26 protein-coding genes are annotated in these 25,173 nt (G+C 33.7%); 2 read left to right on the top strand and 24 right to left on the bottom strand.

All coding sequences use genetic code 11. The features are described from left to right. Positions 1-82 precede the first annotated feature (82 nt). From guaB to ACY2U7_RS02320, 11 genes are all read right to left on the bottom strand, one after another. On the bottom strand, positions 83-1,537 hold the full coding sequence (gene guaB, locus ACY2U7_RS02370; protein WP_461812409.1) for an IMP dehydrogenase: 1,455 nt from the start codon (positions 1,535-1,537) through the stop codon (positions 83-85). A 133-nt stretch (positions 1,538-1,670) separates the two neighbouring features. Beyond that, positions 1,671-2,159, bottom strand: a complete 489-nt coding sequence (locus tag ACY2U7_RS02365) for a DUF6106 family protein (protein ID WP_461812408.1) — start codon at positions 2,157-2,159, stop codon at positions 1,671-1,673. A 114-nt stretch (positions 2,160-2,273) separates the two neighbouring features. Then, positions 2,274-3,896 carry a chaperonin GroEL gene (groL, locus tag ACY2U7_RS02360; RefSeq protein ID WP_461812407.1) on the bottom strand — a complete coding sequence of 541 codons (1,623 nt, stop codon included), beginning with the start codon at positions 3,894-3,896 and terminating at the stop codon, positions 2,274-2,276. Positions 3,897-3,926: 30 nt separating this feature from the next. Continuing rightward, the gene (locus ACY2U7_RS02355; protein WP_461812406.1) at positions 3,927-4,211 is read right to left on the bottom strand and encodes a co-chaperone GroES; all 285 of its coding nucleotides are present in this window, start codon (positions 4,209-4,211) and stop codon (positions 3,927-3,929) included. An 80-nt stretch (positions 4,212-4,291) separates the two neighbouring features. Further along, positions 4,292-4,618, bottom strand: a complete 327-nt coding sequence (locus ACY2U7_RS02350; RefSeq protein ID WP_461815784.1) for a hypothetical protein — start codon at positions 4,616-4,618, stop codon at positions 4,292-4,294. Between the two features lie 74 nt (positions 4,619-4,692). Continuing rightward, complete coding sequence (gene codY / locus ACY2U7_RS02345) at positions 4,693-5,475, bottom strand: GTP-sensing pleiotropic transcriptional regulator CodY (protein WP_461812404.1); 783 nt, start codon at positions 5,473-5,475, stop codon at positions 4,693-4,695. A gap of 143 nt (positions 5,476-5,618) precedes the next feature. Then, positions 5,619-7,685, bottom strand: coding sequence for a type I DNA topoisomerase (topA, locus tag ACY2U7_RS02340; RefSeq protein ID WP_461812403.1), 2,067 nt, complete (start codon positions 7,683-7,685; stop codon positions 5,619-5,621). Positions 7,686-7,718: 33 nt separating this feature from the next. Beyond that, the gene (dprA, locus tag ACY2U7_RS02335; protein WP_461815783.1) at positions 7,719-8,801 is read right to left on the bottom strand and encodes a DNA-processing protein DprA; all 1,083 of its coding nucleotides are present in this window, start codon (positions 8,799-8,801) and stop codon (positions 7,719-7,721) included. A 5-nt stretch (positions 8,802-8,806) separates the two neighbouring features. Then, complete coding sequence (locus ACY2U7_RS02330) at positions 8,807-10,321, bottom strand: YifB family Mg chelatase-like AAA ATPase (RefSeq protein ID WP_461812401.1); 1,515 nt, start codon at positions 10,319-10,321, stop codon at positions 8,807-8,809. 165 nt (positions 10,322-10,486) lie between these two features. Continuing rightward, positions 10,487-11,524 (bottom strand): hypothetical protein, encoded by a 1,038-nt coding sequence (locus tag ACY2U7_RS02325; protein ID WP_461815782.1) that lies wholly within the window; start codon positions 11,522-11,524, stop codon positions 10,487-10,489. A 2-nt stretch (positions 11,525-11,526) separates the two neighbouring features. Further along, positions 11,527-12,096 carry a YARHG domain-containing protein gene (locus tag ACY2U7_RS02320; RefSeq protein WP_461815781.1) on the bottom strand — a complete coding sequence of 190 codons (570 nt, stop codon included), beginning with the start codon at positions 12,094-12,096 and terminating at the stop codon, positions 11,527-11,529. Between the two features lie 135 nt (positions 12,097-12,231). Here ACY2U7_RS02320 and sigK point away from each other — a divergent pair, with 135 nt between their 5' ends. Beyond that, on the top strand, positions 12,232-12,852 hold the full coding sequence (gene sigK / locus ACY2U7_RS02315) for an RNA polymerase sporulation sigma factor SigK (protein ID WP_461812398.1): 621 nt from the start codon (positions 12,232-12,234) through the stop codon (positions 12,850-12,852). A gap of 16 nt (positions 12,853-12,868) precedes the next feature. On the opposite strand, the gene ACY2U7_RS02310 is transcribed toward sigK, so the two are convergent. From ACY2U7_RS02310 to mtaB, 8 genes are read right to left on the bottom strand one after another with little or no spacing between them, the layout of a single operon-like run. Next, on the bottom strand, positions 12,869-14,098 hold the full coding sequence (locus ACY2U7_RS02310; RefSeq protein ID WP_461812397.1) for a peptidase U32 family protein: 1,230 nt from the start codon (positions 14,096-14,098) through the stop codon (positions 12,869-12,871). 14 nt (positions 14,099-14,112) lie between these two features. Continuing rightward, complete coding sequence (locus ACY2U7_RS02305; protein WP_461812396.1) at positions 14,113-14,754, bottom strand: O-methyltransferase; 642 nt, start codon at positions 14,752-14,754, stop codon at positions 14,113-14,115. A 56-nt stretch (positions 14,755-14,810) separates the two neighbouring features. Next, positions 14,811-16,478 carry a ribonuclease J gene (locus ACY2U7_RS02300; RefSeq protein WP_461812395.1) on the bottom strand — a complete coding sequence of 556 codons (1,668 nt, stop codon included), beginning with the start codon at positions 16,476-16,478 and terminating at the stop codon, positions 14,811-14,813. 13 nt (positions 16,479-16,491) lie between these two features. Beyond that, the gene (locus ACY2U7_RS02295; RefSeq protein WP_461812394.1) at positions 16,492-16,968 is read right to left on the bottom strand and encodes a Fur family transcriptional regulator; all 477 of its coding nucleotides are present in this window, start codon (positions 16,966-16,968) and stop codon (positions 16,492-16,494) included. A 23-nt stretch (positions 16,969-16,991) separates the two neighbouring features. Next, positions 16,992-17,252 (bottom strand): DUF1292 domain-containing protein, encoded by a 261-nt coding sequence (locus tag ACY2U7_RS02290; RefSeq protein WP_461812393.1) that lies wholly within the window; start codon positions 17,250-17,252, stop codon positions 16,992-16,994. 20 nt (positions 17,253-17,272) lie between these two features. Beyond that, positions 17,273-17,701, bottom strand: coding sequence for a Holliday junction resolvase RuvX (gene ruvX / locus ACY2U7_RS02285; RefSeq protein ID WP_461812392.1), 429 nt, complete (start codon positions 17,699-17,701; stop codon positions 17,273-17,275). Positions 17,702-17,705: 4 nt separating this feature from the next. Continuing rightward, positions 17,706-17,969, bottom strand: a complete 264-nt coding sequence (locus ACY2U7_RS02280; RefSeq protein WP_461812391.1) for an IreB family regulatory phosphoprotein — start codon at positions 17,967-17,969, stop codon at positions 17,706-17,708. A gap of 56 nt (positions 17,970-18,025) precedes the next feature. Beyond that, entirely contained in the window at positions 18,026-19,318 is a 1,293-nt protein-coding gene (mtaB, locus tag ACY2U7_RS02275) for a tRNA (N(6)-L-threonylcarbamoyladenosine(37)-C(2))-methylthiotransferase MtaB (RefSeq protein WP_461815780.1), read from the bottom strand. Positions 19,319-19,449: 131 nt separating this feature from the next. On the opposite strand from mtaB, the gene ACY2U7_RS02270 reads away from it, so the two are divergent. Then, on the top strand, positions 19,450-19,680 hold the full coding sequence (locus ACY2U7_RS02270; protein ID WP_009757235.1) for an HPr family phosphocarrier protein: 231 nt from the start codon (positions 19,450-19,452) through the stop codon (positions 19,678-19,680). A gap of 51 nt (positions 19,681-19,731) precedes the next feature. Here the strand turns inward: ACY2U7_RS02270 and thiI are convergent, their stop codons facing one another. The 5 genes from thiI to ACY2U7_RS02245 are packed head-to-tail and all read right to left on the bottom strand — an operon-like array spanning position 19,732 to position 25,168. Continuing rightward, entirely contained in the window at positions 19,732-20,916 is a 1,185-nt protein-coding gene (gene thiI / locus ACY2U7_RS02265; protein ID WP_461812389.1) for a tRNA uracil 4-sulfurtransferase ThiI, read from the bottom strand. Between the two features lie 35 nt (positions 20,917-20,951). Next, entirely contained in the window at positions 20,952-22,109 is a 1,158-nt protein-coding gene (locus ACY2U7_RS02260) for a cysteine desulfurase family protein (protein ID WP_461812388.1), read from the bottom strand. A 43-nt stretch (positions 22,110-22,152) separates the two neighbouring features. Then, a complete protein-coding gene (locus ACY2U7_RS02255; RefSeq protein WP_461815779.1) occupies positions 22,153-22,890 on the bottom strand; it encodes a 16S rRNA (uracil(1498)-N(3))-methyltransferase in 738 nt (245 codons plus the stop codon). Between the two features lie 10 nt (positions 22,891-22,900). Further along, positions 22,901-23,854: a 50S ribosomal protein L11 methyltransferase gene (gene prmA, locus ACY2U7_RS02250; protein WP_461812386.1), complete on the bottom strand. Its 954-nt coding sequence runs from the start codon at positions 23,852-23,854 to the stop codon at positions 22,901-22,903. A 36-nt stretch (positions 23,855-23,890) separates the two neighbouring features. After that, positions 23,891-25,168 (bottom strand): L-cysteine desulfidase family protein, encoded by a 1,278-nt coding sequence (locus ACY2U7_RS02245; protein ID WP_461812385.1) that lies wholly within the window; start codon positions 25,166-25,168, stop codon positions 23,891-23,893. Positions 25,169-25,173 lie beyond the last annotated feature (5 nt).

The raw sequence follows: 25,173 nt of genomic DNA, 5'->3' as shown, positions 1-25,173 counted from the left end.
TTCCTTACTTTTTCCATATCTATATTGTAAAAAAATAGAGCATATCACTTCAAGATGATACGCTCCATTTCTTATCTTATTTTTATTCATCTACACTATAGTTTGGTGCTTCTTTTGTAATATGAATATCATGCGGATGACTTTCTTTTAAAGATGCTGCAGAAATTTTAACAAATTTTCCTGTTTCCTTTAAAGTCTCAATTGTAGGTGCTCCACAGTATCCCATACCTGCACGAAGTCCACCCATTAACTGAAATACAGTATCTTCTACAGTTCCTTTATAAGCAACTCGTCCTTCAACACCCTCTGGAACTAATTTCTTCGCATCTGCCTGGAAATAACGATCTTTACTTCCATTTTCCATCGCTGAAATAGATCCCATTCCACGGTATACTTTATATTTTCTTCCTTGGAACAATTCAAATGTTCCTGGGCTTTCATCACATCCTGCAAAAATACTTCCCATCATACATACATTAGCTCCAGCTGCAATTGCTTTTGTCATATCACCGGAATATTTAATACCACCATCTGCAATAATTGGAATATTATATTCCTTCGCCACTTCGTAACAATCCATAATTGCAGAAATTTGCGGAACACCAATACCAGCAACAATACGAGTCGTGCAGATAGATCCTGGTCCAATACCAACCTTAACAGCATCAACCCCTGCTTCAATCAAAGCTCTTGTTGCATCACCTGTCGCTACATTTCCTGCAATTACAGGCAATTCAGGATATTTTTCTTTCACCATTCTAACTGTTTTTAATACATTCGCTGAGTGTCCATGTGCAGAGTCCATGACAACAACATCTACTTGTGCTTTTACAAGCGCATCTACACGTTCTAAACAATTTGCAGTAATCCCTACAGCAGCACCACATAATAGACGGCCCTTTTCATCTTTTGCTGATAATGGATACTTAATTTGCTTTTCAATATCTTTAATTGTAATTAATCCTTTTAAATTGAAATCTTTATCTACAATTGGAAGTTTTTCTTTTCTAGCTTTTGCTAAAATCTGTTTTGCTTCTTCTAAAGTAATTCCTTCTTGTGCAGTAATTAACCCTTCCGAAGTCATGGATTCTTTGATTTTCTTCGTAAAATCTTCTTCAAATTTTAAATCACGGTTTGTGATAATTCCAACTAATTTTTTCCCTTCTGTAATAGGCACACCAGAAATACGGAATTTAGCCATTAATTCATTAGCATCTGCAAGTGTATGCTCAGGTGATAAATAGAAAGGATCTGTGATTACACCATTTTCCGAACGTTTTACTTTATCCACTTCATCCGCCTGTGCTTCAATCGACATATTCTTATGAATAATACCAATTCCACCTTGTCGTGCCATTGCAATAGCCATGCGATGCTCTGTAACCGTATCCATTCCTGCACTCATCATTGGTATATTCAAACGAATACTTTTTGTTAAACTAGTTGTCAAATCCACTTGGTTTGGAATAACCTCTGAATATGCAGGTACTAAAAGTACATCATCAAATGTAATTCCTTCTCCAATAATTTTTCCCATGATTTTCCTTCCTCTCTTTCGTTTCTTTGTTGCATTGTTACTTTCTTTTCTAAATATTAATAAGTATTACTTATTATATATCTTTTTTTATAAGGTAGTGTTATATTACATAAAACTTTTCCTTCTGTCAAGACTAAATAATGACTTTTCTTGATGCGAGTGTTTTGAACCCATTTAAAATGGTATCATTTGGCTCAAAAATCACCTTTATCTTTTGGCCTTTTTGAGAAACAATTAATTCATATGTTTTTCGATCTTGTACCATACTGCTAAAATTATAAGTTTTCTCCGCTTGTACTAGTCGAAGTTCGCTTGAACCTGTTGGTGCAAGAAGTTCCAATTCCTCCAAATTAGTAGAAAAAACTGTTTTTCTCTTTGAACGTGCTGTGATTTTATCTACATCTAATTCTCCATTTACGAATAAATATTCATATTCTAAATCCATATTTCTAAAGAAAAGTATATCTATTGCAATCAATACAGCCGTCAGAATAAATGCAAACGGAACTTTCAGCAAAAGTACAAGTGATAACAATGTAAGAATAATCAATGCTGCCTTTGCAAGCATTACCTTTCCTGTAGTTTTTCGTTTTACCAATTGTTCTGTGTAAAAATCATTCATATCTTTCCTCCATATTCTGATGTTCTTATTATTGTATCACATCGGAACAAAAAATGTCTACCTCAGATAAAAATATCTGAGGTAGACTTTTTGTTAAAATATGCCTCTATTAATTTACATCATACCCATTCCACCGGCTCCTGCTGGCATCGCTGGGGCATCTTCTTTAATATTTGCAACCACAGATTCAGTTGTTAACAATGTAGAAGCCACACTTGTTGCATTTTGCAATGCGCTTCTTGTAACTTTTGCTGGGTCAAGAATACCCACTTCAACCATATCTACATATTCTTCGTTATAAGCATCAAATCCAATACCAACTTGACTTTCTTTTACTTTATTAATAATTACAGACCCCTCTAAACCTGCATTTGCTGAAATATGGAATAATGGAGCTTCTAATGCTTTTAAAATAATATTTGCACCTGTTTTTTCATCTCCTTCAAGAGTTTCTGCAAGATTTGCAACTTTCTTAGAAGCATGAATATATGCAGAACCTCCTCCTGCTACAATTCCTTCTTCTACTGCTGCTCTAGCTGCTGAAAGAGCATCTTCCATACGAAGTTTTGCTTCTTTCATCTCTGTCTCTGTTGCTGCACCCACGCGAATAACAGCGACTCCTCCTGCAAGTTTTGCAAGTCTTTCTTGTAATTTTTCTTTATCAAATTCAGATGTTGTTTCTTCAATTTGTGCTTTTATCTGTGCTACACGCGCATCAATTGCAACTTTATCTCCTAATCCATCTACAATTACTGTATTTTCTTTCTGTACTTTTACAGATTTTGCACGTCCTAATTGATCCAATGTTGTTTCTTTTAAATCTAATCCAAGTTCTTCAGAAATAACCTGACCACCTGTTAAAATAGCAAGATCTTCTAACATTGCTTTTCTTCTATCTCCATAACCAGGAGCTTTTACTGCTACAACATTAAATGTTCCACGTAATTTATTTACGATTAATGTTGTGAGTGCTTCTCCTTCAATATCTTCTGCAACAATTAATAGTCTTGCTCCTGACTGAACAATTTGTTCAAGTACTGGAAGAAGTTCCTGAATATTAGAAATCTTTTTATCCGTAATCAAAATATATGGATCTTCTAAATTCGCTTCCATTTTCTCCATATCTGTTGCCATGTATGCTGAAATATACCCACGATCAAACTGCATACCTTCTACAAGATCTAATTCAGTCTTCATTGTTTTAGATTCTTCAATTGTAATAACTCCATCATTTGAAACTTTTTCCATTGCATCTGCTACCATTGCACCTACTTCTGTATCTCCTGCAGAAATTGATGCTACATTCGCAATTCGATCTTTACTTTCTACTTTGCTACTCATAGATGCAATTGCTTCTACTGCAACTTCTGTTGCTTTTTTCATTCCTTTTCTAAGTACAATTGGGTTCGCTCCTGCTGCAAGGTTTTTGATTCCTTCATGAACCATTGCTTGTGCAAGAACTGTAGCTGTTGTTGTTCCATCACCTGCTACATCGTTTGTTTTTGCAGCAACCTCTTTGATTAATTGTGCACCCATATTTTCGAAAGCATCTTCTAATTCAATTTCTTTCGCAATTGTCACACCGTCATTTGTAATTAATGGTGCTCCAAAAGATTTATCAAGTACGACATTTCTTCCTTTTGGCCCTAACGTTACTCTTACTGTATTTGCTAATTGATTTACTCCTGATTCTAATGCTGCTCTAGCTTCTGCTCCGTATTTAATTTCCTTTGCCATTTCTATCAACCTCCTAAGAAATATTCAATACTATTTAATTACTGCCAAAATATCATTCTGTTTTACTACAATATATTCTTCATCCTCTAATTCTACTTCTGTCCCTGCATATTTAGAATAGATTACTTTATCTCCTACCGAAACTTGCATAACCACGTCTTTTCCATCTACAATTCCACCTGGTCCTACTGCAATAACTTCTGCTTGTTGTGGCTTTTCCTTTGTTTGTCCTGGTAAAACAATTCCAGATTTTGTTGTTTCTTCTGCTATTAACTGTTTTAATACAACTCTGTCTCCTAATGGTACTAATTTCATGTCAATTCCTCCTTGAATAATGGTTTCATGTTATTAGCACTCAATTAAAGCGAGTGCTAAATCGCTCTAGTAATAAAATATCACTCTGTTTCTGCTTTGTCAACATACTTTATATTTATTTTATAAAATCCTTTTTCTAGTCTCAAACATACAATCTGTTTGTCTTGACTCACATATCTTTCTTCAATACGTCCTTCACATTTGAGCCCTACATTTCCACGATAAATGACACATTCATAAATACTATCTAACGATATATTCATAAGATTTTCTTCTTTTAAAATCAAATATATGCTTTCTTCTTCTTTATCATACTTCATAATATCACAATAATATGTTTTTTCATCTACAACACTATTCAGTAAAAGACTTTTTTTCATTTTTATTTTCGCCTTCGATATTTCCATAGTAAGTCTCCTTTTCTTTTTAGCATACTAATAGACAAGGGTATCAGTCTACTTCTGATACCCTCTCCTGTTCCTTATTTGCTTCTGTTCTTTTTGATTTTTTCTAATTCTTCAAAGACATAATCATTAATAACTTTAATATAAGTTCCTTTCATACCTGACGAACGAGATTCAATCACTCCAGCACTTTCAAATTTTCTCAGTGCATTTACAATTACACTTCTTGTAATACCAACACGATCAGCAATCTTGCTTGCTACTAAAATTCCTTCTGTACCTTCAAGTTCATCAAAAATATGAACAATCGCTTCTAATTCAGAAAATGATAATGTGCTAATTGCTGATTTTACAATTTGTTCTTTTCTCGTTTCTGCTGCACTTTCTTCATTTACAGAACGTAACATTTCAAGACCTACAACAGTCGTTCCATACTCACTTAAAATAATATCATCAATTTCATATAAAGCATCTTTTTTATACATGAATAATGTACCAAGCCTCTCTCCAGCTATATTAATTGGAGTAATCATTGCTTGGTATCCTTGTACAATTTCAGGAGTAAAACCTAACGTTTGTAAATTTACATTCTCTTTTGTAGATAAAATATTTAATAATCTATCATTTAAAAGGGAATCAATATATGATCCTACTTCCTCTTGCACAAGTTCAGTAATTGGCATTACAACATCACATTCACTGACACCTAACACTTTTCCCTTTTTACTTATTACAAGTACTGTGGAGTCTAAAATTTCTGTTAGCACTTCACAAATATCATTAAATACAACTTTGCTAGAATTATTATTGTGAAGAAGTTTATTGATTTTTCTTGTCTTGTCTAATAATTGAACACTCATTTTTCTTTCCTCCGTATCTTTTTTGTTATTATCAACTGATTTACATGTTTTTATATATAAACTTATAAACATTCTATTACTTTTCTATATTATCATGCAATTCAATTTTTTACAAGAAATTTTCACATTCAACTACTAATTCTTTATTTTTTATCTGTGATATAACCACATTCCTTATCTCCACACAACAATTTGTTCCCTTTTTCTACCATATACCCATTGCATTTCGGACATTTTTCTTTTGAAGGTTTTTGCCATGACATAAAATCACATTCTGGATTATCCTCACATCCGTAATACTTTCTTCCTTTTTTTGTCTTTCTAAGTACAATCTCTTTTCCACACTTCGGGCACGGTACACCTATTTTTTCTAAGTAAGGTTTTGTATTTCTACATTCAGGAAATCCAGGACATGCAAGAAAACGACCATGAGGTCCATATTTAATAACCATGTTTCTTCCACATTCTTCACAAATAACATCCGTAACTTCATCTTCTATTGTAACACTTTCCAACTCTTTTTCAGCTCTTTCTACTGACTCTTCTAAGTCTGGATAAAAGTTACGAATAACGGATTTCCACTCTACAGCACCTTCTTCTACTCTATCTAGAAGTCCTTCCATATTTGCAGTGAAATTAACATCAACAATACTTGGAAAAGATGTTTTCATCATATTATTAACAACCTCTCCTATTTCTGTTAAATATAAATTTTTCTGCTCTTTCGATACATAACGACGTGCAATAATCGTTGAAATTGTTGGTGCATAAGTACTAGGACGTCCAATCCCAAGTTCTTCTAAAATTTTTACTAGAGATGCCTCTGTATAATGTGCTGGTGGTTGTGTAAAGTGTTGCTTTGTTTCTATATCTGCTTTTGTTAATTTTGTATCTTCCGTTATCGTCTTCACAAGAACATTATTTTCCGTCTTTTCCTCATCTGACTCAACATACACAGAACGAAATCCCTCAAAAACAATTTTAGATGCAGAAACATTAAATCTATAGTCTCCAGCCCCTATTTTAACCAAAGTAGTTTCATATTTTGCCGGTTTCATTCTACTTGCCACAAATCGTTTCCATATCAATTGATATAAACGAAACTGTTCTCTTGTTAATGACTCCTTTAATGTTGCTGGTGTTCTTGTTACATCTGTAGGGCGAATTGCCTCATGAGCATCCTGAATTTTCTTCCCTTCTTCTTTCTTCAATTCTACATTAGATACAAACTCATTCCCATATACATTTTCGATATATTCTCTCACACTATTTTCAGCTTCATCCGAAACTCTTGTTGAATCTGTACGAAGATATGTAATAACCCCCACAGTTCCTTGCCCTTTAATATCAATTCCTTCATACAGTTGCTGTGCAATTCTCATTGTTTTCTGCGTTGCAAAATTTAAAGCTTTTGATGCTTCCTGTTGCAATGTACTCGTTGTAAATGGAAGGGGTGCTTTTTTTACTCGCTCACTTTTCTTTACTTCTTTTACCCTATATTCTTCATCTTCTATCTGCTTAAGAATATCATCCAACTCTTTTTTAGAATGAATTGTAATTTTTTGTTTTTCTGTTCCATAGAATTTTGCTATAAGAGGACGTTTTTCTCCCTTAACATTAAGTACGGTATCGATTGTCCAATATTCTTCTGGAATAAAAGCATCAATCGCTTCTTCTCTATCAGCAATAATTCGAAGTGCTACAGACTGCACTCTCCCCGCACTTAGTCCTCTCTTTACCTTCGCCCAAAGAAGAGGACTAATTCTATAACCCACAATTCTATCTAATGCTCTTCTCGCCTGTTGAGCATCAACTAAATCCATGTTGATTTCTCTTGCTTCTTTAATAGCTGACTTTACAGCATTCTTTGTAATCTCGTTAAAACTGATACGGTATACTTTCTTCCCTTCCAATTTCAAAGCCACATATAAATGCCATGCAATCGCCTCTCCTTCTCGGTCGGGGTCAGTTGCAAGATATACTTTATCCGCTTTCTTTACTTCCTTTCTTAAACTGGCAAGAATCTCTCCCTTTCCTCTGATTGTAATATATTTCGGTTCAAAGTCATTCTCCACATCAATTCCAAATTGACTTTTGGGAAAATCTCTAACATGACCATTCGATGCCATGACTACATAACTGCTTCCCAAGAATTTTTTAATCGTTTTTACTTTTGCCGGTGATTCTACAATCACAAGATTTCGTGCCATAATTATATTCCTCCAAAATCAATTAGTTTTTATCTAATTGCTTTTCACATAATAATTTTTTGATATTTCTCTTATATATCCTTGCATTTCTAAAGATACCAACTGATTAATCAGCTGTGGAATCTCCATTTTTGTCTCTATCGTTAACTGATTTACATTCTTTGGATATAAATCAAGGCAACTATACACCATATTTTCTTCTGTTTCAAGACTTATTTTACTTTTTAACTTCTTTTTCACATCTTCTTTTGTCGAAATTCGTAGTTCATCTAACAAATCTTGTGGCGACAACAGTATCCCAGCACCTTGTCTAATGAGTAAATTGCACCCCTTACTCAACTCACTATTTACCGGTCCTGGAAGGGCATAAACATCTTTTCCCATTTCCAACGCAATATCCGCTGTGATGAGAGATCCACTCTTCTCTTTTGCTTCGATAACAATAATAACATCTGCCAAAGCACTGATAATTCTATTTCTTGCCGGAAAATTTCTCGCAAGAGGAGCCATTCCAATTGGCTGTTCAGAAAGTATTCCTCCTTTCTTTTGTAAATCCTCGTATAGCCCGATATGTTCTCGCGGATAACATATATCCACTCCACATCCTAACACTCCATAAGAACACCCATCTACATTTAATGCACCTCTCTGTCCTGCTCCATCAACTCCTCTTGCCATCCCACTTATAATATCGATGCCATTTTCCGCAAGTCTTTCCGAAAACTGAATCGCCATACTTTCTCCGTAAGGGCTACATTTTCTCGCACCTACTATTGCCACTTTTAATGTGTCTTTTCTGATTGGTTTCCCCTTTACATAAATAGCATAAGGAGGATTCTCTAAATCATTTAACATAGACGGATATTCCGGATGAAAAAATGGAATAAATTGTACATTTTTCTCTTTTAGTAGTACATACTGTTCTTCTATTTCCCAATTTTCTATACTTCTCCTTAAACAGTTTTCTATTTCTTCTCCTATATATTTTTTTCTCTCATTCTTATTCATATAATAGAATTCTTTTATAGATGTTATCTTTTCTCGTAGTTCTTTTTTCCTTCTTGCAGTAATTCCCTTTATATTTGCAAACCAATACTCAAATTTCTCATTCTCCATTACTCTTATCGCCTCTTTTCAAACATTCTATATCCTATCGCCTCTCGTAAGTGACAAAGTTGTATTGTCTCTTCCTCTGCCAAATCCGCAATTGTTCTAGCTACCTTTAACAATTTATGATATGTTCTCGCTGTTAATTCCATCTGCTCAAATATTTGCCCCATAAATTTCTTTTCCTTCTTCCCTAATACGCAATACTTTTCCACCTCTACTGATGATAATTCCGCATTTGCTTTTATTTCTCCATAACGCTCATATTGTCTTGTTCTTGCTTTACATACTCTTTTTCGTATTATCTCTGAAGTTTCTCCTTTATTTGCACCTTCCAAATCACTATATTGTACTTTAGCTAATTCTATAGACAAATCAAATCGATCTAAAAATGGTTGGCTAAGATGATTGTAATATTGCTGAATTTGAGCAGGTGTACAAGTACATTTATTCAAATCCGGATAATTTCCACATGGACATGGATTACACGAACCTACAAGCATAAAATTGCTTGGAAACACATAAACTCCTGATTTTCTGGACAACCGAACTACTCTTTCCTCCATGGGTTGACGCAATGCATCTAGCACTGGTTTTTGAAACTGGGCTAATTCATCTAAAAAGAGCACCCCATGATTTGCCATACTAATTTCTCCTGGCATCGCTATACTTCCACCTCCAATAAGTGATGCTTTTGTAGATGTATGATGTGGAGATCGAAAAGGTCTGTTCCTAATGATAGGATTTTCTTCATCAATCATTCCAAGAATACTATAAATCTTTGTTACTTCAATACACTCTTCTTCTGTCATTGGCGGACAAATTGTAGGAATTCTACTGGCAATCATCGTTTTTCCTACTCCAGCTGGACCAATAAGTAAAAGATTATGATTTCCTGCAACTGCTATTTCTGTAGCTCTTTTTAACATTTCTTGTCCATGGATTTCCGAAAAATCACCTTCTATCTTTACCTCTTTTTTTAATGAAATTTTTTTCTCATCTACCAACTCAATTTCATCATTCAAATACGCAACTGTTTCTTTAAGTGTTTTTACACCATAAATTCTTATTCCCTCTATAATGCTCCCCTCTAAAACATTTCCTTTTGGCACAATACACCCCTTATATCCCTGTTGTTTTGCTTCTATTATAATAGGTAGAATTCCTGTTACCTTATGTATTTTTCCATCCAATCCAAGTTCCCCAACAAACAACATATCTTTTAATTTTTTAGTAGAAACATATCCTAAAGATGCTAAAACTGAAACAGCAATTGGTAAATCAAATGCTGATCCTCTTTTTCTTACATCTGCTGGAGATAAATTAACAACTATCTTTTTAGGGGGCAACAAAAAGCCCGAATTATGAATAGCAGTTTTCACTCGTTCTCCTGCTTCTTTTACTTCTGACGACAAGTATCCTACCATATGAAATAGAGGTAGTCCATTGCTTACATCTGCCTCTACATGAATACACTGCACTTCTAATCCATGTATAGTCGCAGATAATACTGTACTATACAAGCACATCTCTCCTTTCATTCTATTATCTAAATTAAGTATTGAAAATTTGGCTGAAACGCCTATTGATTAAGAAAACAGACTGTTTTCTGAGTGTATTTATCATAACATAGTTTTTGTTTATATACAACAAGAAAGTTTCTCAACAAACAATGCCTGCGAGAAACTTTCTTATCATTTCAAAAAAGAAGTATTTATTTCTTTATTTTCTAATTTTAGTGCCCCTGATTGATAAGAAAAAGTACATTTATTTGTACATTTTCCACTATCAGTTTTATTTATATGAAAAAAATAAAATAGCTTTTGTTTATATCGATATTCATACTCCGATTCTATAGTCACTACTATATATTCCGGATTTTCTTCCGATGGTCTTACTTTTATTTGATTATTTTTTAATTGAAGATAACGCAACTCTTTGTCTTCTAGTGTATCTTTAGTTGCATTCTCATACTCTTTTCGAATTTCTCCTTGTGCTTGTTTTGCTGCCATCTCTAAAATATCTTTTCCGTACTGCATTGTCACTTGTACTGGTTTCCCTTTTTCAAAGCGAACTAAATCTTCATATTTTTCCATGTTTGCTTTTTCTAACACAATGTAATGCACACCTCTGAACAGTGTAGGAATTTCATAAAAGTCAGTATTTCCTTCTGTTTTCTTAAGATAAGCCGAATCTAATGCTACGTTATCTAAATTAATCTTGGTATCCTTTGGAACCTCTAAATATGCAATGTCCTCAACAAACTGCTTATATCCATCTACATACCATTCCCCTTTCTTCCTTACCATAGGAACAAGTATTTTCTTATTTTCTTTTTTATCACGATAGGTAACTTCAAACTGACGAGAATTTTTATCTTTACTTCCAACCTCTCTGATGTCACTAATACTCACTCTAAATATCCTTGTATCATTGCTCAATTCTTGCACAGATAGAAACATTTTTCTACTCAAATATACATTATCTTCCTCCGGAAAATATAAATAATCATACACTTTATTCCAATTTCCTTGCAATACATTCCTCATATATTCTTTTGCAATCTTTTTAGCATCATTCAGTTTAAAATATGTTCCCAAAACAAGAAAAATTAATAAAACTACAACAGAAAATTCCACTATTAGTATTTTTTTCCCATTTAATTTTGTTTTTTTAGATTCTTCTTCTAATTTTTCAAAAATATCCTCATCTTCATTCAACTCTTCGTACATCTCTACTCCTCTTTTTCTGTTGTTTCTGGTTTTACTGGCACTGATAACATAGACTTAATTAATTGCACATTTGCCTTTTCCACATCACTCAATATTGTCTCATACTGTGCATCAAACACATTCGTTTCTATTGTTCCTTGATACCAACTTTTACTTTCAAAATACATTTTCATTTTTTCATCTTCAAATTTTCTCCCATGTCTAGCAAAAATCTCGTTATTTGCAATTTGTAGTTCTTCTACAGTCAAGGCTGTCAATTCATTTGTTGTTAATAAACGCGTGTTACTATCTGCAATTATATAGTCTTTTGTTTGTTCTTGCTCTTTTTCTGGCTCTTTTGTTCCGATAAGAATATCTTCACCCTTCTTTTCCAATACTGTATTTTGAGCCGATTCCATGTTTTTTCTATCAATTTTCTTTGCTTCTTCTTGTGTTAAAATCGGTTTTTCTTCCTTTCGTGACTGATTTTTATTGGTCAATAACAAACTTTCTGTCACAAGTAAAATACAAATACTTACTGCTAGTACCAACTCTATAACACGTATTTTCTTATTTTTCTTTTCTTTTATCATAGTATCCCCCTAATTTCCCTGCTTCTTCTCTAATATACCATTATTTTTCCATTCACACCACCATTTTCTTTTGGAAAGGCACAAACACTTCACATTTGCATAGACTATAATAAAAATATGCTTAGAGGTCCATTCTTGAAAACATTTCCAGAACCATTGACCGCATCTGAAGAACGTTATTATCTACAAAAATACACAGAGGGCGACCTTGAAGCGAAACATATCCTAATTGAACGAAATCTTCGTCTCGTTGCTCATATTGTAAAAAAATATCAACATTTAGATGAAGACTCAGAAGATTTACTTTCCATTGGAACAATCGGACTAATAAAAGCCGTTTCTACTTTTAATACAGAAAGGGGAAATCGGCTCGCAACTTATGCTGCAAGATGTATTGAAAATGAAATTCTTATGATGTTACGTGGAAAGAAAAAAACTTCCAAAGAAGTTTCTCTTTATGAACCAATCGGTACAGATAAAGAAGGAAACGAAATTCAACTTTTTGATATTATGGAATCAAACGAAGAAGATACACCATCCAAAGTTGCTTTAAAAGAAGATATCAAATTGCTATATGAAAAAGTTTCTTCTTCCCTTTCTCCTCGAGAACGACTAGTTTTAAAGATGCGTTATGGTCTTTATGGTGGAGAAGAATACACACAACGAGAAATCGCTAAACAATTAGGTATTTCTCGTTCTTATGTTTCTCGCATTGAAAAAAGTGCAATAGAAAAACTACGGACTTTCTTTTCATAAAAGTCCGTAGTTTTTCTTATTTCTCTTCTTGTCTTCTTAATATATCATATTGATCTACAGAAATCCCCAAATCCACATATAAAATTTGTTTTGGATGTGGAGCACTCTCTTGCTCTTCTCCGTCTTCTGTTAAAATTCGTTTCACCGTTACTTCAACATTATCGCCGTTCGGTTTCATTACTTCTATTTTTTCTCCTACAGAAAACTTGTTTCTTTGTTCAATACGATATGTCCCTTCTCTTTCTTCGCCTATTATTCCAAGGTACGTATATTCTTTTACGTATGTATTGTTATCATAAATTTGTGTCGTTTCGTCTGGTTTTCCAAAGAAAAACCCTGTTGTAAACTGTCTATATGTACAATTTGAAATTTGTTCTAAATACCAAGGCATATTTTTCTGATATAATTCAGGATCTTTCTGATAATCATCAATTGCTTTTCTATATGTTCTTGCAACTGTAGCAACATATAGCGCTGTTTTCATACGCCCTTCGATTTTCAAACTATCAATTCCCGCTTCTAAAAGTTCTGGAATATGTTGAATCATACACAAATCTTTAGAATTAAAAATATATGTTCCTCTTTCATTTTCATACACTGGCATATATTCACCCGGCCTTGTTTCTTCTACTATAGAATACTTCCAACGACATGGATGTGTACATGCTCCTCTATTTGCATCTCTTCCTGTAAAATAATTACTCAACAAACATCTCCCTGAATAAGATATACACATTGCCCCATGTACAAATGTCTCTATTTCTAACTCTTCAGGAATATTTGCACGAATTTCTTTAATTTCTTCCAATGATAATTCTCGTGCAGATACCACACGAGTAGCTCCTAATTGATGCCAAAATTTATATGTTTCATAGTTTGTATTATTGGCTTGAGTACTAATATGTCTTTCGATATGAGGACACTCTTCTCCTGCAAGCATAAACATTCCAGGATCAGCAATAATCAATCCATCTGGATTCATTTCTCCCAATTCTCTAAAATATTCTCTTGCTCCTTCTAAATCGGCATTGTGCGCAAGAATATTCGCTGTTACATATACTTTCACATCATGCTCATGAGCAAATTTAATTCCTTCTGCCATATCTTCTTTCGAGAAATTCTTTGCCTTTGCTCGAAGACCAAAAGCCTCTCCACCAATGTAAACTGCATCTGCACCAAATATAACTGCTGTTTTCAATACTTCCAAACTACTTGCCGGAATTAATAATTCTGGGTGTCTTGCCATTTTCTTTTCCTTTCTTACTTTTTTGTACTAATTGCCACACCATCTCCTAACGGAATAATAGAAGTGAGCAATTGTTCTTCATGTTTCAATCTATATAAATACTCTCTCATACGACTGTGAATTGTTCGATTTCTTCTTTCCACCGCAAACCTCGATTCGATAATATCTCCATCTTGCAATACATTATCTGAAACAAGTACACCACCTTGTTCAAGTAACCGAAGGACTTCTGGCATATAGTTGATATACTGTGCTTTCGCAGCATCCATAAAAATAAAATCATATTTACCTTCCAAATTTTTTAAAATTTCTAAGGCATCACCCTCTAAAAGAGTAATTTGTTCTTCTTTTCCTGCTCGTCGAAAATTTTCTTTTGCTATAGGAATACGCTTTTCATATTTTTCAATTGTTGTGATTTTACATCCTTTTGGTGCATACTCACTCATCAAAAGTGCTGAAAATCCCACTGCTGTTCCAACTTCAAGAATGTGAAGTGGTTTTTTGACTGCTAAAAGCACTTTCATAAAACTTTGCATTTCCTTCCGAATAATCGGAACAAAAGTTTCCAACGCCTCTTTTTCTATCGTTTCTAAAATTTCACTATTTTCTGTTTCCAGAGAATTGATAAATGTAACCATGCGTTCATCTACAATCATGACCGTTTCCTTTCCTCAAGTAAGGACGGAAGAATTCTCATTCCCCGTCCCTATTTTTACACATCCATAATAATTGGAAGAATCATCGGTCTTCTCTTTGTTCTCTTCCAAATAAATTCATTCATCGTATCACGAATAACTAATTTAATTCTACTCCAATCTGCATTTCTATTTTGTCTTAAACAATTATCCAATGCTTCTGACAAAATTTGTCTTGCTTCCTCCATTAAACCTTCGGATTCTCTTACATAAACAAATCCTCTTGATACAATATCGGGACCTGCCAATACTTGATTTGTTCCTTTTTCCAATGTCAAAACAACTATGAGAATACCGTCTTCTGCCAAATGCTGTCGATCACGTAATACGATATTTCCCACATCGCCTACTCCTAAGCCATCAACAAGAATTGCGCCTGTGTGCACTTTATCTACAACTTCCGCACCATTCTTATCTAATGAAAGTACATCTCCTGATTGCAATAAGAAGATATTTTCTTTTGGTATTCCAAGACTTTCTGCAATTCCTGCATTGGCACGTAAATGACGATATTCACCATGTACTGGAATTGCATACTTAGGTTTCACAAGAGAATAAATTAATTTGATTTCTTCCTGACAAGCATGACCTGAAACATGTGTATCTTGGAAAATAACTGTAGCACCTTTTTGTGAAAGTTCATTAATCACACGAGAAACTGCCTTTTCATTCCCTGGAATTGGACTTGAACTAAAAATAACGGTATCTCCAGGTTTGATACTTACTTTCTTATGAATATCTGCAGCCATTCTGGATAAAGCCGCCATTGATTCTCCTTGACTTCCAGTTGTAATTAATACAGTCTTTTCATCCGGATAATTTTTTAACTGATCAATTGTAATCAATGTCTTGTCCGGAATATTTAAATATCCCAATTCAGATGCTGTTTCAATAATATTTACCATACTTCTTCCTTCTACAACAACTTTTCTGTCATATTTGTAGGCAGAATTAATAATTTGTTGTACACGGTCCACATTAGAAGCAAATGTCGCAATAATAATTCTTGTATTTCTATGTTCTGCAAAAATATGATCAAATGTCTTTCCTACCGTACGTTCTGACATTGTAAATCCGGGTCTTTCTGCATTTGTACTGTCAGACATTAAAGCCAATACACCTTTTTTACCTAATTCAGCAAACCTTTGTAAATCAATAGCATCTCCAAATACAGGCGTATAATCTACTTTGAAGTCCCCTGTATGCACAACAATACCCGCTGGAGAATAAATTGCTAATGCTGAAGCATCTGCAATACTATGATTTGTCTTAATAAACTCAATCCTAAACTGGCCCAAATTAATTGACTGGCCATGGCGAACTACTTTTCTTCTTGTACTACGAAGTAGATTATGCTCTTTCAATTTATTTTCAATGATTCCCATAGTAAGTTTTGTTGCATAAATAGGAAAATTCAAATCTTTCAATACATATGATAACGCACCTATATGATCTTCATGTCCATGCGTAATTACAAACCCTTTTACTTTTTGAATATTATCTTTTAAATAACTTATGTCAGGGATAACCAAATCAATTCCAAGCATATCATCTTCTGGAAATGCTAATCCACAATCCACTACAATAATACTGTCTTCATATTCAAACGCAGTGATATTCATTCCAATTTGCTCTAATCCGCCAAGAGCAATAATTTTCAATTTTGACTTATTCTCTTTTTTCAATTTTACACCTCCATCATTCTATATGTTTCCGCACATTCTTTTCTTTTTCTATACAATCCTTACATTTTCCGTAAAGTTTTAATTCATGGTCTAAAACACAAAATCCCAATGTTTCCTCGATATATTTTTCCAAATCTTCTAACAAATCATCATCAAAGGAAATAATTTTCCCACACTCTTTACAGATCAAATGATGGTGATAATGTTTCGTATCGCAAAAAAATTGATGCCCTATTTCATATCTCACATAGCCATCATTTAATTCAATACGGTCTATTAATTTCATTTCCAAAAGCAATTGAACCGTTCTATAAACTGTTGCAATTCCTATATCCCGAAACTCATTTCTAACTAAATCATATATTTCTTCTGCTGTCATATGTCTATCTTTATGCTCTGCTAAAACTTTTAAAACAACCAATCTCTGATTTGTCACTTTCAGCCCTTTTTCTTTTAACATCTCTTTAAACTTTTCTTGATTGATAGACATATCACACCTCTTAAATCTGTACGTTACATTTCTATAGCAATATCTTCTAATAACTCTTCAAATATTTTTAATATCGCTTCAAGTTCTGTGTCATCTTCTACTAATTCATAAACACTTTCACTATCTTCTGGTTTACTTGTATCCCTCAAAATCATGCATTCTGCATCGTCTTCTTCCGAATCCGTCACCAAAATATATGACACACCATTTACTTTTGTTTCTTCTAAAACAAAAAAATCCACAGATTCTGTTCCGTCTTCAAACATAAACTGAATTTTTTCCATCTATTCTACCCCGCAAGCACTTACTTTTTTAAATAAATTGAGTCCAAATATCCTTGAAGAATAAAAATCGCCGCAATTTTATCAATATATTTTTTGCGTTCTTCTCTTCGTACATTGCTTTCTATCAGTGTTCGTTCCGCTTCCACTGTAGTTAGACGCTCGTCCCACATAATTACCTCAAGTTGTGTTCTTCTTTCTAACATTTCTTTAAATGCCAAAGATTTTTCTGCACGATCTCCAATATCATTGTTCATGTGCTTTGGCAAACCAAGAACAATTTTCTCCACTTCATATTCATCAATTAATTGTTCAATACGAGCAAGTGTTTTCCTTAACTTATTCTCATCTTTTCTCTGAATTGTTTCAATTCCTTGTGCCGTAAGACAAAGGGCATCGCTAATTGCAACTCCCACTGTCTTAGACCCATAATCTAATCCCATAATTCTCATTATATTATTCCCATGAGTGATGCTCTATATACGTTTTGAGCATTTCTTCCACCAACTCATCTCTTTCTATTTTCATAATCAGACTTCTTGCCCCATTGTGACTTGTAATGTATGTAGGGTCGCCTGACATAATATAACCAACAATCTGGTTGACTGGATTGTACCCTTTTTCCCGCAAAGCCTGATATACAATTTCAAGAATATCTTTTGCTTGAATTTGCGGAGCAGGTTCTACACGAAAAAATTGTGTACTATTTAAATCTTTCATTTCACCACGTCCTTTACTTTATTTCAACTTTATTCTAATATAATTGCCTATAAAATTCAACGTATAATTTGTGAATGATTCTCAATTTTAATATTTACTAATTGATTTTGAAGTTTATTGTTACTTTCTAAAGAAACTTTTATATACTCTTTTGTATGCCCTATTTGATAAAGTTTTCCATCTTTTTTTATTTCTTCTTCCATCAACACTTCCACTGTCTTTCCAATGAATTTTTCTTCATATTCTTTTCGTTTTCTTTCATCTAATTCCAAAAGAAGATTGCTTCTTTTTGTTTTTGTTTGTTCTGGAACTTGATTTTCCATTACAGCGGCTTTCGTTCCCTCTCTTCTCGAGTACTTGAATATATGTGTTTCATAAAAATTCACTTTTTCTAAAAATTTTCTCGATTCTTCAAACTCTTCTTCTGTTTCTCCTGGAAATCCTACAATCACATCTGTGGTTAATGCTGGATTTTCAAAATATTCTCTAAGCAACTGACATTTTTCAAAATACTCTTCTGCCGTATATCGTCTATTCATTCGTTTTAAAGTTGCATTGCAACCACTTTGTAAAGAAAGATGAAAATGGGGACACATTTTTTCTAAACTAGAAATTGTTTTTACAAATTCTTCTGTAATAATTCTTGGTTCTAATGAGCCTAAGCGTATTCTTTTTAATCCTTCAATCTCATTTACTGCCAAAATAAGAGACAATAAATCTTCATTTTCTAAGTCCACACCATAAGAACTTAAATGTATTCCAGTAAGAACTACTTCTTGGTATCCATTTTGCACTAATTGTTTTACTTCCGCAACAACATTATCTTTAACTCTGCTACGCACTCGTCCTCTTGCATATGGAATAATACAGTATGTGCAAAACTGATTACATCCATCTTGTACTTTTAGGTAAGCTCTTGTATGTTCTGCTGTCTTACTTAAATGAAGTTCTTCATACTCTTTTGTATGATTAATATCAATAACTTCTTTTTGTACACCTTGATGTTCCTCTTCATATTGTTTCAAAATAGGAATCAAATCCTGTTTTTTGTTATTTCCGATCACAATATCAATGCTCTCGTCAATTTGTTCCTTCTCGCTTTTTGTCTGCACATAGCATCCAGTCGCAACTACAATTGCTTGTGGATTCATTTTCTTAGCTCTATGAAGCATTTGACGAGATTTTCGATCTGCCATATTCGTTACCGTGCATGTATTAATAATATAAATATCTGCTCCTTCTTTAAACGGAACGATTTGATATCCTTCTTTTTCAAGCAATTCTTGCATCGCTTCCGTTTCATAAGCATTCACTTTACATCCCAAATTGTGTAATGCAACTTTTTTCATTTTTTCCTCCTAAAATCTATGTATAAAATAACGAAAATTTAACTTTTTCTTGGGCATATTGTTCCTTGACTTTTCTTGTTATACAAATTAATATAAACATAGAACAAAAAACATTCAAGGAGGTTATTCCAATGAAAACAGTACAAATTTCTTTAAATTCAATCGACAAAGTTAAATCATTCGTAAATGAAATCACAAAATTTGATTATGATTTTGATTTAGTATCTGGTCGTTATGTAATTGACGCAAAATCTATTATGGGTATTTTTAGTTTAGATTTATCAAAACCAATCGACTTAAACATTCATGCTGAAGATGATGCTGAAACTGTTCTCGAAGTATTAAAACCATATATTGTATAATTTAATTTACGAGTTTAAATGCCCCACAAAATTTGTGGGGCTTTTTACTTCTTATGGTTTTACAACGATTGTTTCAACTGTCTGAATTGCCTGTTCAAACAATTCATCAATTTTCTCTGCTAGATTTTCTTCTGAACGTCTAATGATATTCAAATTCGGTTTCGTTACTGGATGTTTTGCAACAAAAATTGTGCAACAGTCTTCAAACGGCAAAATAGACGTTTCATAAGTATCAATTTTTTCTGCAATATCTACAATTTCCTGCTTATCAAATCCAATTACTGGACGATATACTGGTAATGAGCATACGTCATTTGTTGCCATAAGACTCTGCATTGTTTGGCTTGCAACCTGTCCAATACTTTCTCCTGTAATAAGCCCAAGGCATCCACTTTCCTTCGCAAAATACTCTGCAATTTTCATCATATATCTACGCATAATGATCGTAAGTTCATCATGTGGGCATTTATCATAAATATATAACTGAATGTCTGTAAAATTAACAATATTTAACTTAATTGGTCCTGAATATTTTGAAACAAGTTTTGCTAAGTCAATTACTTTCTGTTTTGCTCGTTCGCTTGTGTAAGGTGGTGCATGGAAATAAGTTGCTTCTAATCCAACTCCTCTTTTCGAAATCATATATCCTGCAACAGGACTATCAATTCCTCCTGAAAGTAATAGCATTGCTTTTCCATTTGTTCCTACTGGCATTCCTCCTGGACCTGGTATAATTTCTGAATAGATATAAATTTCTTCTCGCACTTCAATATTTAATTTGATTGCAGGTTTGTGAACATCTACCTTGATTTCAGGAAACGCTTCTAAAATTGCTTCTCCAATTTCACAATTGATTTCCATTGAATTCTTTGGATAACTTTTCTTTCCACGTCTCGCTTCTACTTTAAATGTTGTATTTTTATCTGGATACATTTCATCCATATAATTCACAACTACTTTTTTAAGTTCATCAAATCCTTTATCTTCTACATGGATCACAGGGCAGATTCCTACAATACCAAATACTCTTTTTAAGCCAGCAACTGTCTCATCATAATCAAATTCCCCATCACAGTCAACATACACTCTGCCCTGTGCTTTGTGTACATTAAATGTTCCCTCTACATCTTTCAACGCAAAACGTATCTGACGCATAAGTGCGTCTTCAAAAATATATCTATTTTTCCCTTTAATACCGATTTCACCGTATTTTATTAAAAATGATTGAAATTTCATGTATATTCTTACCTTTCTCTCTTTCAAAAAACTCTTTAATGTCTTGTATATCTTCTAAGCATTGGTATACAATTATATAATGTTTCTAAAGTATAGTCAATTTCTTCTTCTGTTGTAAACTCTGATAAGCTAAATCGAATTGTTGCATCTAAAAATTCATTTTTCGCTCCAATTCCTTTTAACACTCCACTGATTGCTGGATGATTCGATGCACAAGCTGAACCAGATGAAACATAGATTCCCTTTTCTTCTAATGTATGCAAAAGTACTTCACTTCTAATTCCAGCAATACCAACACTAATAATATGAGGGGCACTTGTTTCATCATATCTTCCATGAATAGTCGTATCTTCTATCTTCATTACTCCAGTAATAAAACGTTGTTTCAATTGACGCATATGAGCAACTTTTTCATCCAAATTTGTGTATATTTCTTTCGCTGCCATTCCCAAACCTGCTATTCCGGGAACATTTTCTGTTCCAGAGCGAATATTCTTCTGTTGCTCACCTCCAAAAATAATTGGTTTGATTTTTGTCTTTTCACTCACATAAAGCACTCCTATTCCTTTCGGACCGTGAATTTTATGCCCACTAATAGAGAGTAAATCAACCCCTAATTTTTTTGGATGTATCTTATATTTCCCAAATCCCTGTACTGCATCTACATGAAACAAAATATTTTTATTGTAATCTTTTACAATTTTCACCGCTTGATCAATAGGTTGCACTGACCCAACTTCATTATTCACATACATAACTGATACAAGAATTGTTTCGTCGCATAATGCCTCTTGTAGTGCGTCTAAACGAATCTTACCTTCACTATCTACTGGTAAATAAGTTACTCTAAATCCTTCTTCTTTCTCCAAATATTGCATCGTATTTAAAATTGCTGGATGCTCAATGGATGATGTGATTAAATGTTTCCCAGAACGATGATTTGCTCTTGCAGTACCTATTAACGCTAAATTATCACTTTCCGTTCCACCAGAAGTAAAATATATCTCTTTTTCTTGAACCTTTAATAACTTTGCAAAAATTTCTTTTGTTTCTTTTATATATTTTTCCGCTTCCACACCTTTTTTATGCATAGATGAAGGGTTTCCATAATCTTCACACATCACCTTTTGTACAATTTCTTTTACACTATCATAACATTTGGTTGTGGCAGAATTGTCCAAATATACTTCCATCTTTCTTCTCCTATGTTTCTCTTATTACTAATAAATTATGTATTTAGTTTTCTAGATGATACATTAAAATTGACAAAATAGTGAGTCCAGCCGTCTCCGTTCTCAATATACGTTTTCCCAATGTAATTGGTTCTGCTCCCATTTTCATTGCTTGTTCTACTTCCTCTTTTTCAAACCCACCTTCTGGACCAATAAAGATTCCAACAGACTGTCCTTTAGCTATTTTTTCAATCAATTCTTTTGTCCGCTCCATTCCTTCTGCTAATTCGTACGGAATAAACACAACATCTAATTCCTTGGCATAGGAAAGTGCTTCTTTGTATCCCATCACTTCTCGTACTTTCGGAACCAACGTACGTCCAGATTGTTTGGCACCACCTTCTGCAATACTATTCCATCTTTCTACCTTTTTGCTGGCTTTTTTTGCATCTAACTTCACTACCGCTCTCTTTGTCGAAACAGGAATAATTTCATACGCACCTAACTCAACCGCTTTTTGTACAATTAATTCCATTTTATCACTTTTAGGAAGACCTTGAAATAGATAAATTTTAGAAGGGAGTTCTGTATCCCCAATTTTTTCTTCCACAATCTGTAGAAAAACTTTTTCCACTGTTATTTCATCAATCTGACAGATATACTTTTTGTTATTTCCGTCACTAATTTGGAGTTTTTCTCCCTTTTTCATACGCAATACATTACAAATATGATTTACATCTGAACCATCTATATAAATTCTATCTCCACTAACCTGACTCGGTGTTACAAAAAAATGATGCATATTCTTTCTCCTAATTCTTTCTTGCTGTAACAGATACCCATTCTCCTTGATATGTTACTTCAAGCACTTCTAGTCCTGCTTCTTTTACAGCATTTACTACTGTTTCTTCTTTCATATCAATGATTCCACTTGTAATATAAATTCCACCTTTTTTTAATTGATTTACAATAACAGGGGTTAAAGGAACAAGTACATCTGCCAAAATATTTGCAACGACTATATCATACTTTTCATATCCAACTTTATCCTGCACTTCTTTATCATCGATAATATTTCCAATCATCACTTCATATTGTGACTTTTCAATGCCATTCACTTCCATGTTCTCATAAGTAGCATCAATTGCACATGGATCCAAATCTGTTCCTACAGAATATTCTGCTCCAAATTTTAATGCAAGCATCCCCAAAATTCCACTTCCACATCCTACATCTAAAATCCTTGTTTGTGGAGTTACATATTTTCTGATTTGTCTAATACAAAGTTGTGTAGTCTCATGCATTCCTGTTCCAAAAGCAGTTCCTGGATCGATATGAATAATCATTTTATCCTCATCTTCTGGTTTTACTTCTTCCCATGACGGAATAATAAGTACATCATCTACATAAAATTGATGGAAATATTTTTTCCAATTATTTACCCAATCAACATCTTCTGTTTGAGATTCTTCAATCGTACATTCTCCAATATCTAAGAAAGTTTTCATCTCTTCCAATTCTTTTTTCACATTTTCTAAAATGGTGTCTACATCTTCTCCATCGTCTAAATAAAAACTTAAGTAGGCAACTCCATCATCCGCTTCTATTTCAGGAAGGATATCTACAAACATCTGCTCTTTATCTGCTTGTGTAAGTGGAACCTTATCTTCAATTTCTACTCCTTCAATTCCCAAGTCCATCAGCATACTACTAACAATATCTTCTGCTGCTGTTACTGTTTTTAATCTAAATTTATTCCATTTCATCTTATTACCTCTTTTTTTCTATACTTCCAAATATGCTTACTCGCCTACCATAATACGAATAATTTCTTCATTTGTTTCTTTCATTCCCTCTTTACCTAAACGACCAACATTTTTTATTGTTGCTTCTACACCCTTTGTTACAATTCCATCTCCTTCACAGAACTGCTGTCCACATTTATACATATTATATCCTAAAATTCCTGCATCTACAGCAGATGCAATTTTCGCTGCACAAGATGCCTTTGCTCCATCACAAACAATTCCAGAAACAATTGCTAATGCATTTACAACTGTATGAATTATGTCATCATACGTTCCTCCAAGAAGGTATGCAATTCCTGCTCCTGCTCCTGCTCCTGCACTAATTGCTCCACAATATGCAGAAAGACGCCCAATCCCTGTTTTCTGATGAATCGTAACGAGGTTTGATAATGCTAATGCACGATACAATTTTTCATCGGATACTTCTAATTCTTTTGCATATTCAATAACCGGAAGAGATGCTGTCATTCCTTGATTACCACTTCCAGAATTAATCACTACTGGGAGCTCACACCCGTTCATTCTCGCATCCGATCCTGCTGCCGCTGCCGCTTTTGCTCTTGTGCGAATGTCATTTCCATATGTTTTCAAAAGAACACTTCCTATATTGGCTCCATAATCTCCACTAAGTCCTTCTTTAGAGATAGCTGTATTATATTGGATCTGTCTATCAAGCACATCCTTAATATCTTCCACATCTACGCTATCAGCAAAATCAACAATATCTTCTACATTTAGTAAAGAGCGATCCGTTAATCCTTCTTCTTTTTCTCCTTCCACAACTGTACTTTCTAATATTTCTCCATCTTTTTCTATAAGTACAATATTGGTGTGATAATTTGCAATACGCACTTTCGCATAAGATTCTCCCTTGTATACAGTAATCACAATATCAAATGTAATTCCAGAATTGATGTGTTCTACTGTAATTTCTGTATGTTCCATAAACTCACGCATCTGCTTAATCTGCTCTTTTGTAACTTCAGCAATAACTTCTAATTTCTTTTCAGCCTTTCCTGCAACAATCCCCGCCGTTGCTGCTGCTGGAATCCCTTTTAAATGATCTGTGTTTGGCACAATTACGCTCTTAACATTTTTAATAATGCTTCCACTCGCCTGAATTTTCACCTTATCCGGAAGAGTTCCTAAAACTTCTCTTGCTTTTGCCGCTCCATATGCAAGCGCTATTGGTTCAGTACACCCCATAGCAGGAACTAATTCTTCTTTCAAAATCTGAACATACACGCCGTACTTTATATCTGTTTTTTTCATTTCGT

This window comes from Faecalimonas sp. (genome assembly GCA_029264305.1).
In the GTDB taxonomy this organism is placed as follows: domain Bacteria; phylum Bacillota; class Clostridia; order Lachnospirales; family Lachnospiraceae; genus Faecalimonas.
Note: the sequence above shows the minus strand (reverse complement) of the source record. Positions and strands in the feature narration are given on the sequence as shown.

Excerpts from the sequence above, each read along its gene's own strand:
- prmA (WP_461812386.1), bottom strand. The coding sequence starts at position 23,854 with ATGAAATGGAATAAATTTAGATTAAAAACAGTAACAGCAGCAGAAGAT.
- ACY2U7_RS02365 (WP_461812408.1), bottom strand. The coding sequence starts at position 2,159 with ATGAATGATTTTTACACAGAACAATTGGTAAAACGAAAAACTACAGGA.
- ACY2U7_RS02305 (WP_461812396.1), bottom strand. The coding sequence starts at position 14,754 with ATGATTGTAGATGAACGCATGGTTACATTTATCAATTCTCTGGAAACA.
- ACY2U7_RS02355 (WP_461812406.1), bottom strand. The coding sequence starts at position 4,211 with ATGAAATTAGTACCATTAGGAGACAGAGTTGTATTAAAACAGTTAATA.
- ACY2U7_RS02245 (WP_461812385.1), bottom strand. The coding sequence starts at position 25,168 with ATGAAAAAAACAGATATAAAGTACGGCGTGTATGTTCAGATTTTGAAA.
- ACY2U7_RS02270 (WP_009757235.1), top strand. The coding sequence starts at position 19,450 with ATGAAAACAGTACAAATTTCTTTAAATTCAATCGACAAAGTTAAATCA.
- ACY2U7_RS02280 (WP_461812391.1), bottom strand. The coding sequence starts at position 17,969 with ATGAAAGATTTAAATAGTACACAATTTTTTCGTGTAGAACCTGCTCCG.
- ACY2U7_RS02325 (WP_461815782.1), bottom strand. The coding sequence starts at position 11,524 with ATGTACGAAGAGTTGAATGAAGATGAGGATATTTTTGAAAAATTAGAA.
- ACY2U7_RS02260 (WP_461812388.1), bottom strand. The coding sequence starts at position 22,109 with ATGGAAGTATATTTGGACAATTCTGCCACAACCAAATGTTATGATAGT.
- dprA (WP_461815783.1), bottom strand. The coding sequence starts at position 8,801 with ATGGAGAATGAGAAATTTGAGTATTGGTTTGCAAATATAAAGGGAATT.
- ACY2U7_RS02350 (WP_461815784.1), bottom strand. The coding sequence starts at position 4,618 with ATGGAAATATCGAAGGCGAAAATAAAAATGAAAAAAAGTCTTTTACTG.
- groL (WP_461812407.1), bottom strand. The coding sequence starts at position 3,896 with ATGGCAAAGGAAATTAAATACGGAGCAGAAGCTAGAGCAGCATTAGAA.
- ACY2U7_RS02255 (WP_461815779.1), bottom strand. The coding sequence starts at position 22,890 with ATGCATCATTTTTTTGTAACACCGAGTCAGGTTAGTGGAGATAGAATT.
- mtaB (WP_461815780.1), bottom strand. The coding sequence starts at position 19,318 with ATGAAAAAAGTTGCATTACACAATTTGGGATGTAAAGTGAATGCTTAT.
- topA (WP_461812403.1), bottom strand. The coding sequence starts at position 7,685 with ATGGCACGAAATCTTGTGATTGTAGAATCACCGGCAAAAGTAAAAACG.
- ACY2U7_RS02330 (WP_461812401.1), bottom strand. The coding sequence starts at position 10,321 with ATGTGCTTGTATAGTACAGTATTATCTGCGACTATACATGGATTAGAA.
- thiI (WP_461812389.1), bottom strand. The coding sequence starts at position 20,916 with ATGAAATTTCAATCATTTTTAATAAAATACGGTGAAATCGGTATTAAA.
- ACY2U7_RS02295 (WP_461812394.1), bottom strand. The coding sequence starts at position 16,968 with ATGTCTATCAATCAAGAAAAGTTTAAAGAGATGTTAAAAGAAAAAGGG.
- ACY2U7_RS02320 (WP_461815781.1), bottom strand. The coding sequence starts at position 12,096 with ATGATAAAAGAAAAGAAAAATAAGAAAATACGTGTTATAGAGTTGGTA.
- guaB (WP_461812409.1), bottom strand. The coding sequence starts at position 1,537 with ATGGGAAAAATTATTGGAGAAGGAATTACATTTGATGATGTACTTTTA.
- ACY2U7_RS02290 (WP_461812393.1), bottom strand. The coding sequence starts at position 17,252 with ATGGAAAAAATTCAGTTTATGTTTGAAGACGGAACAGAATCTGTGGAT.
- codY (WP_461812404.1), bottom strand. The coding sequence starts at position 5,475 with ATGAGTGTTCAATTATTAGACAAGACAAGAAAAATCAATAAACTTCTT.
- ACY2U7_RS02310 (WP_461812397.1), bottom strand. The coding sequence starts at position 14,098 with ATGGCAAGACACCCAGAATTATTAATTCCGGCAAGTAGTTTGGAAGTA.
- ruvX (WP_461812392.1), bottom strand. The coding sequence starts at position 17,701 with ATGAGAATTATGGGATTAGATTATGGGTCTAAGACAGTGGGAGTTGCA.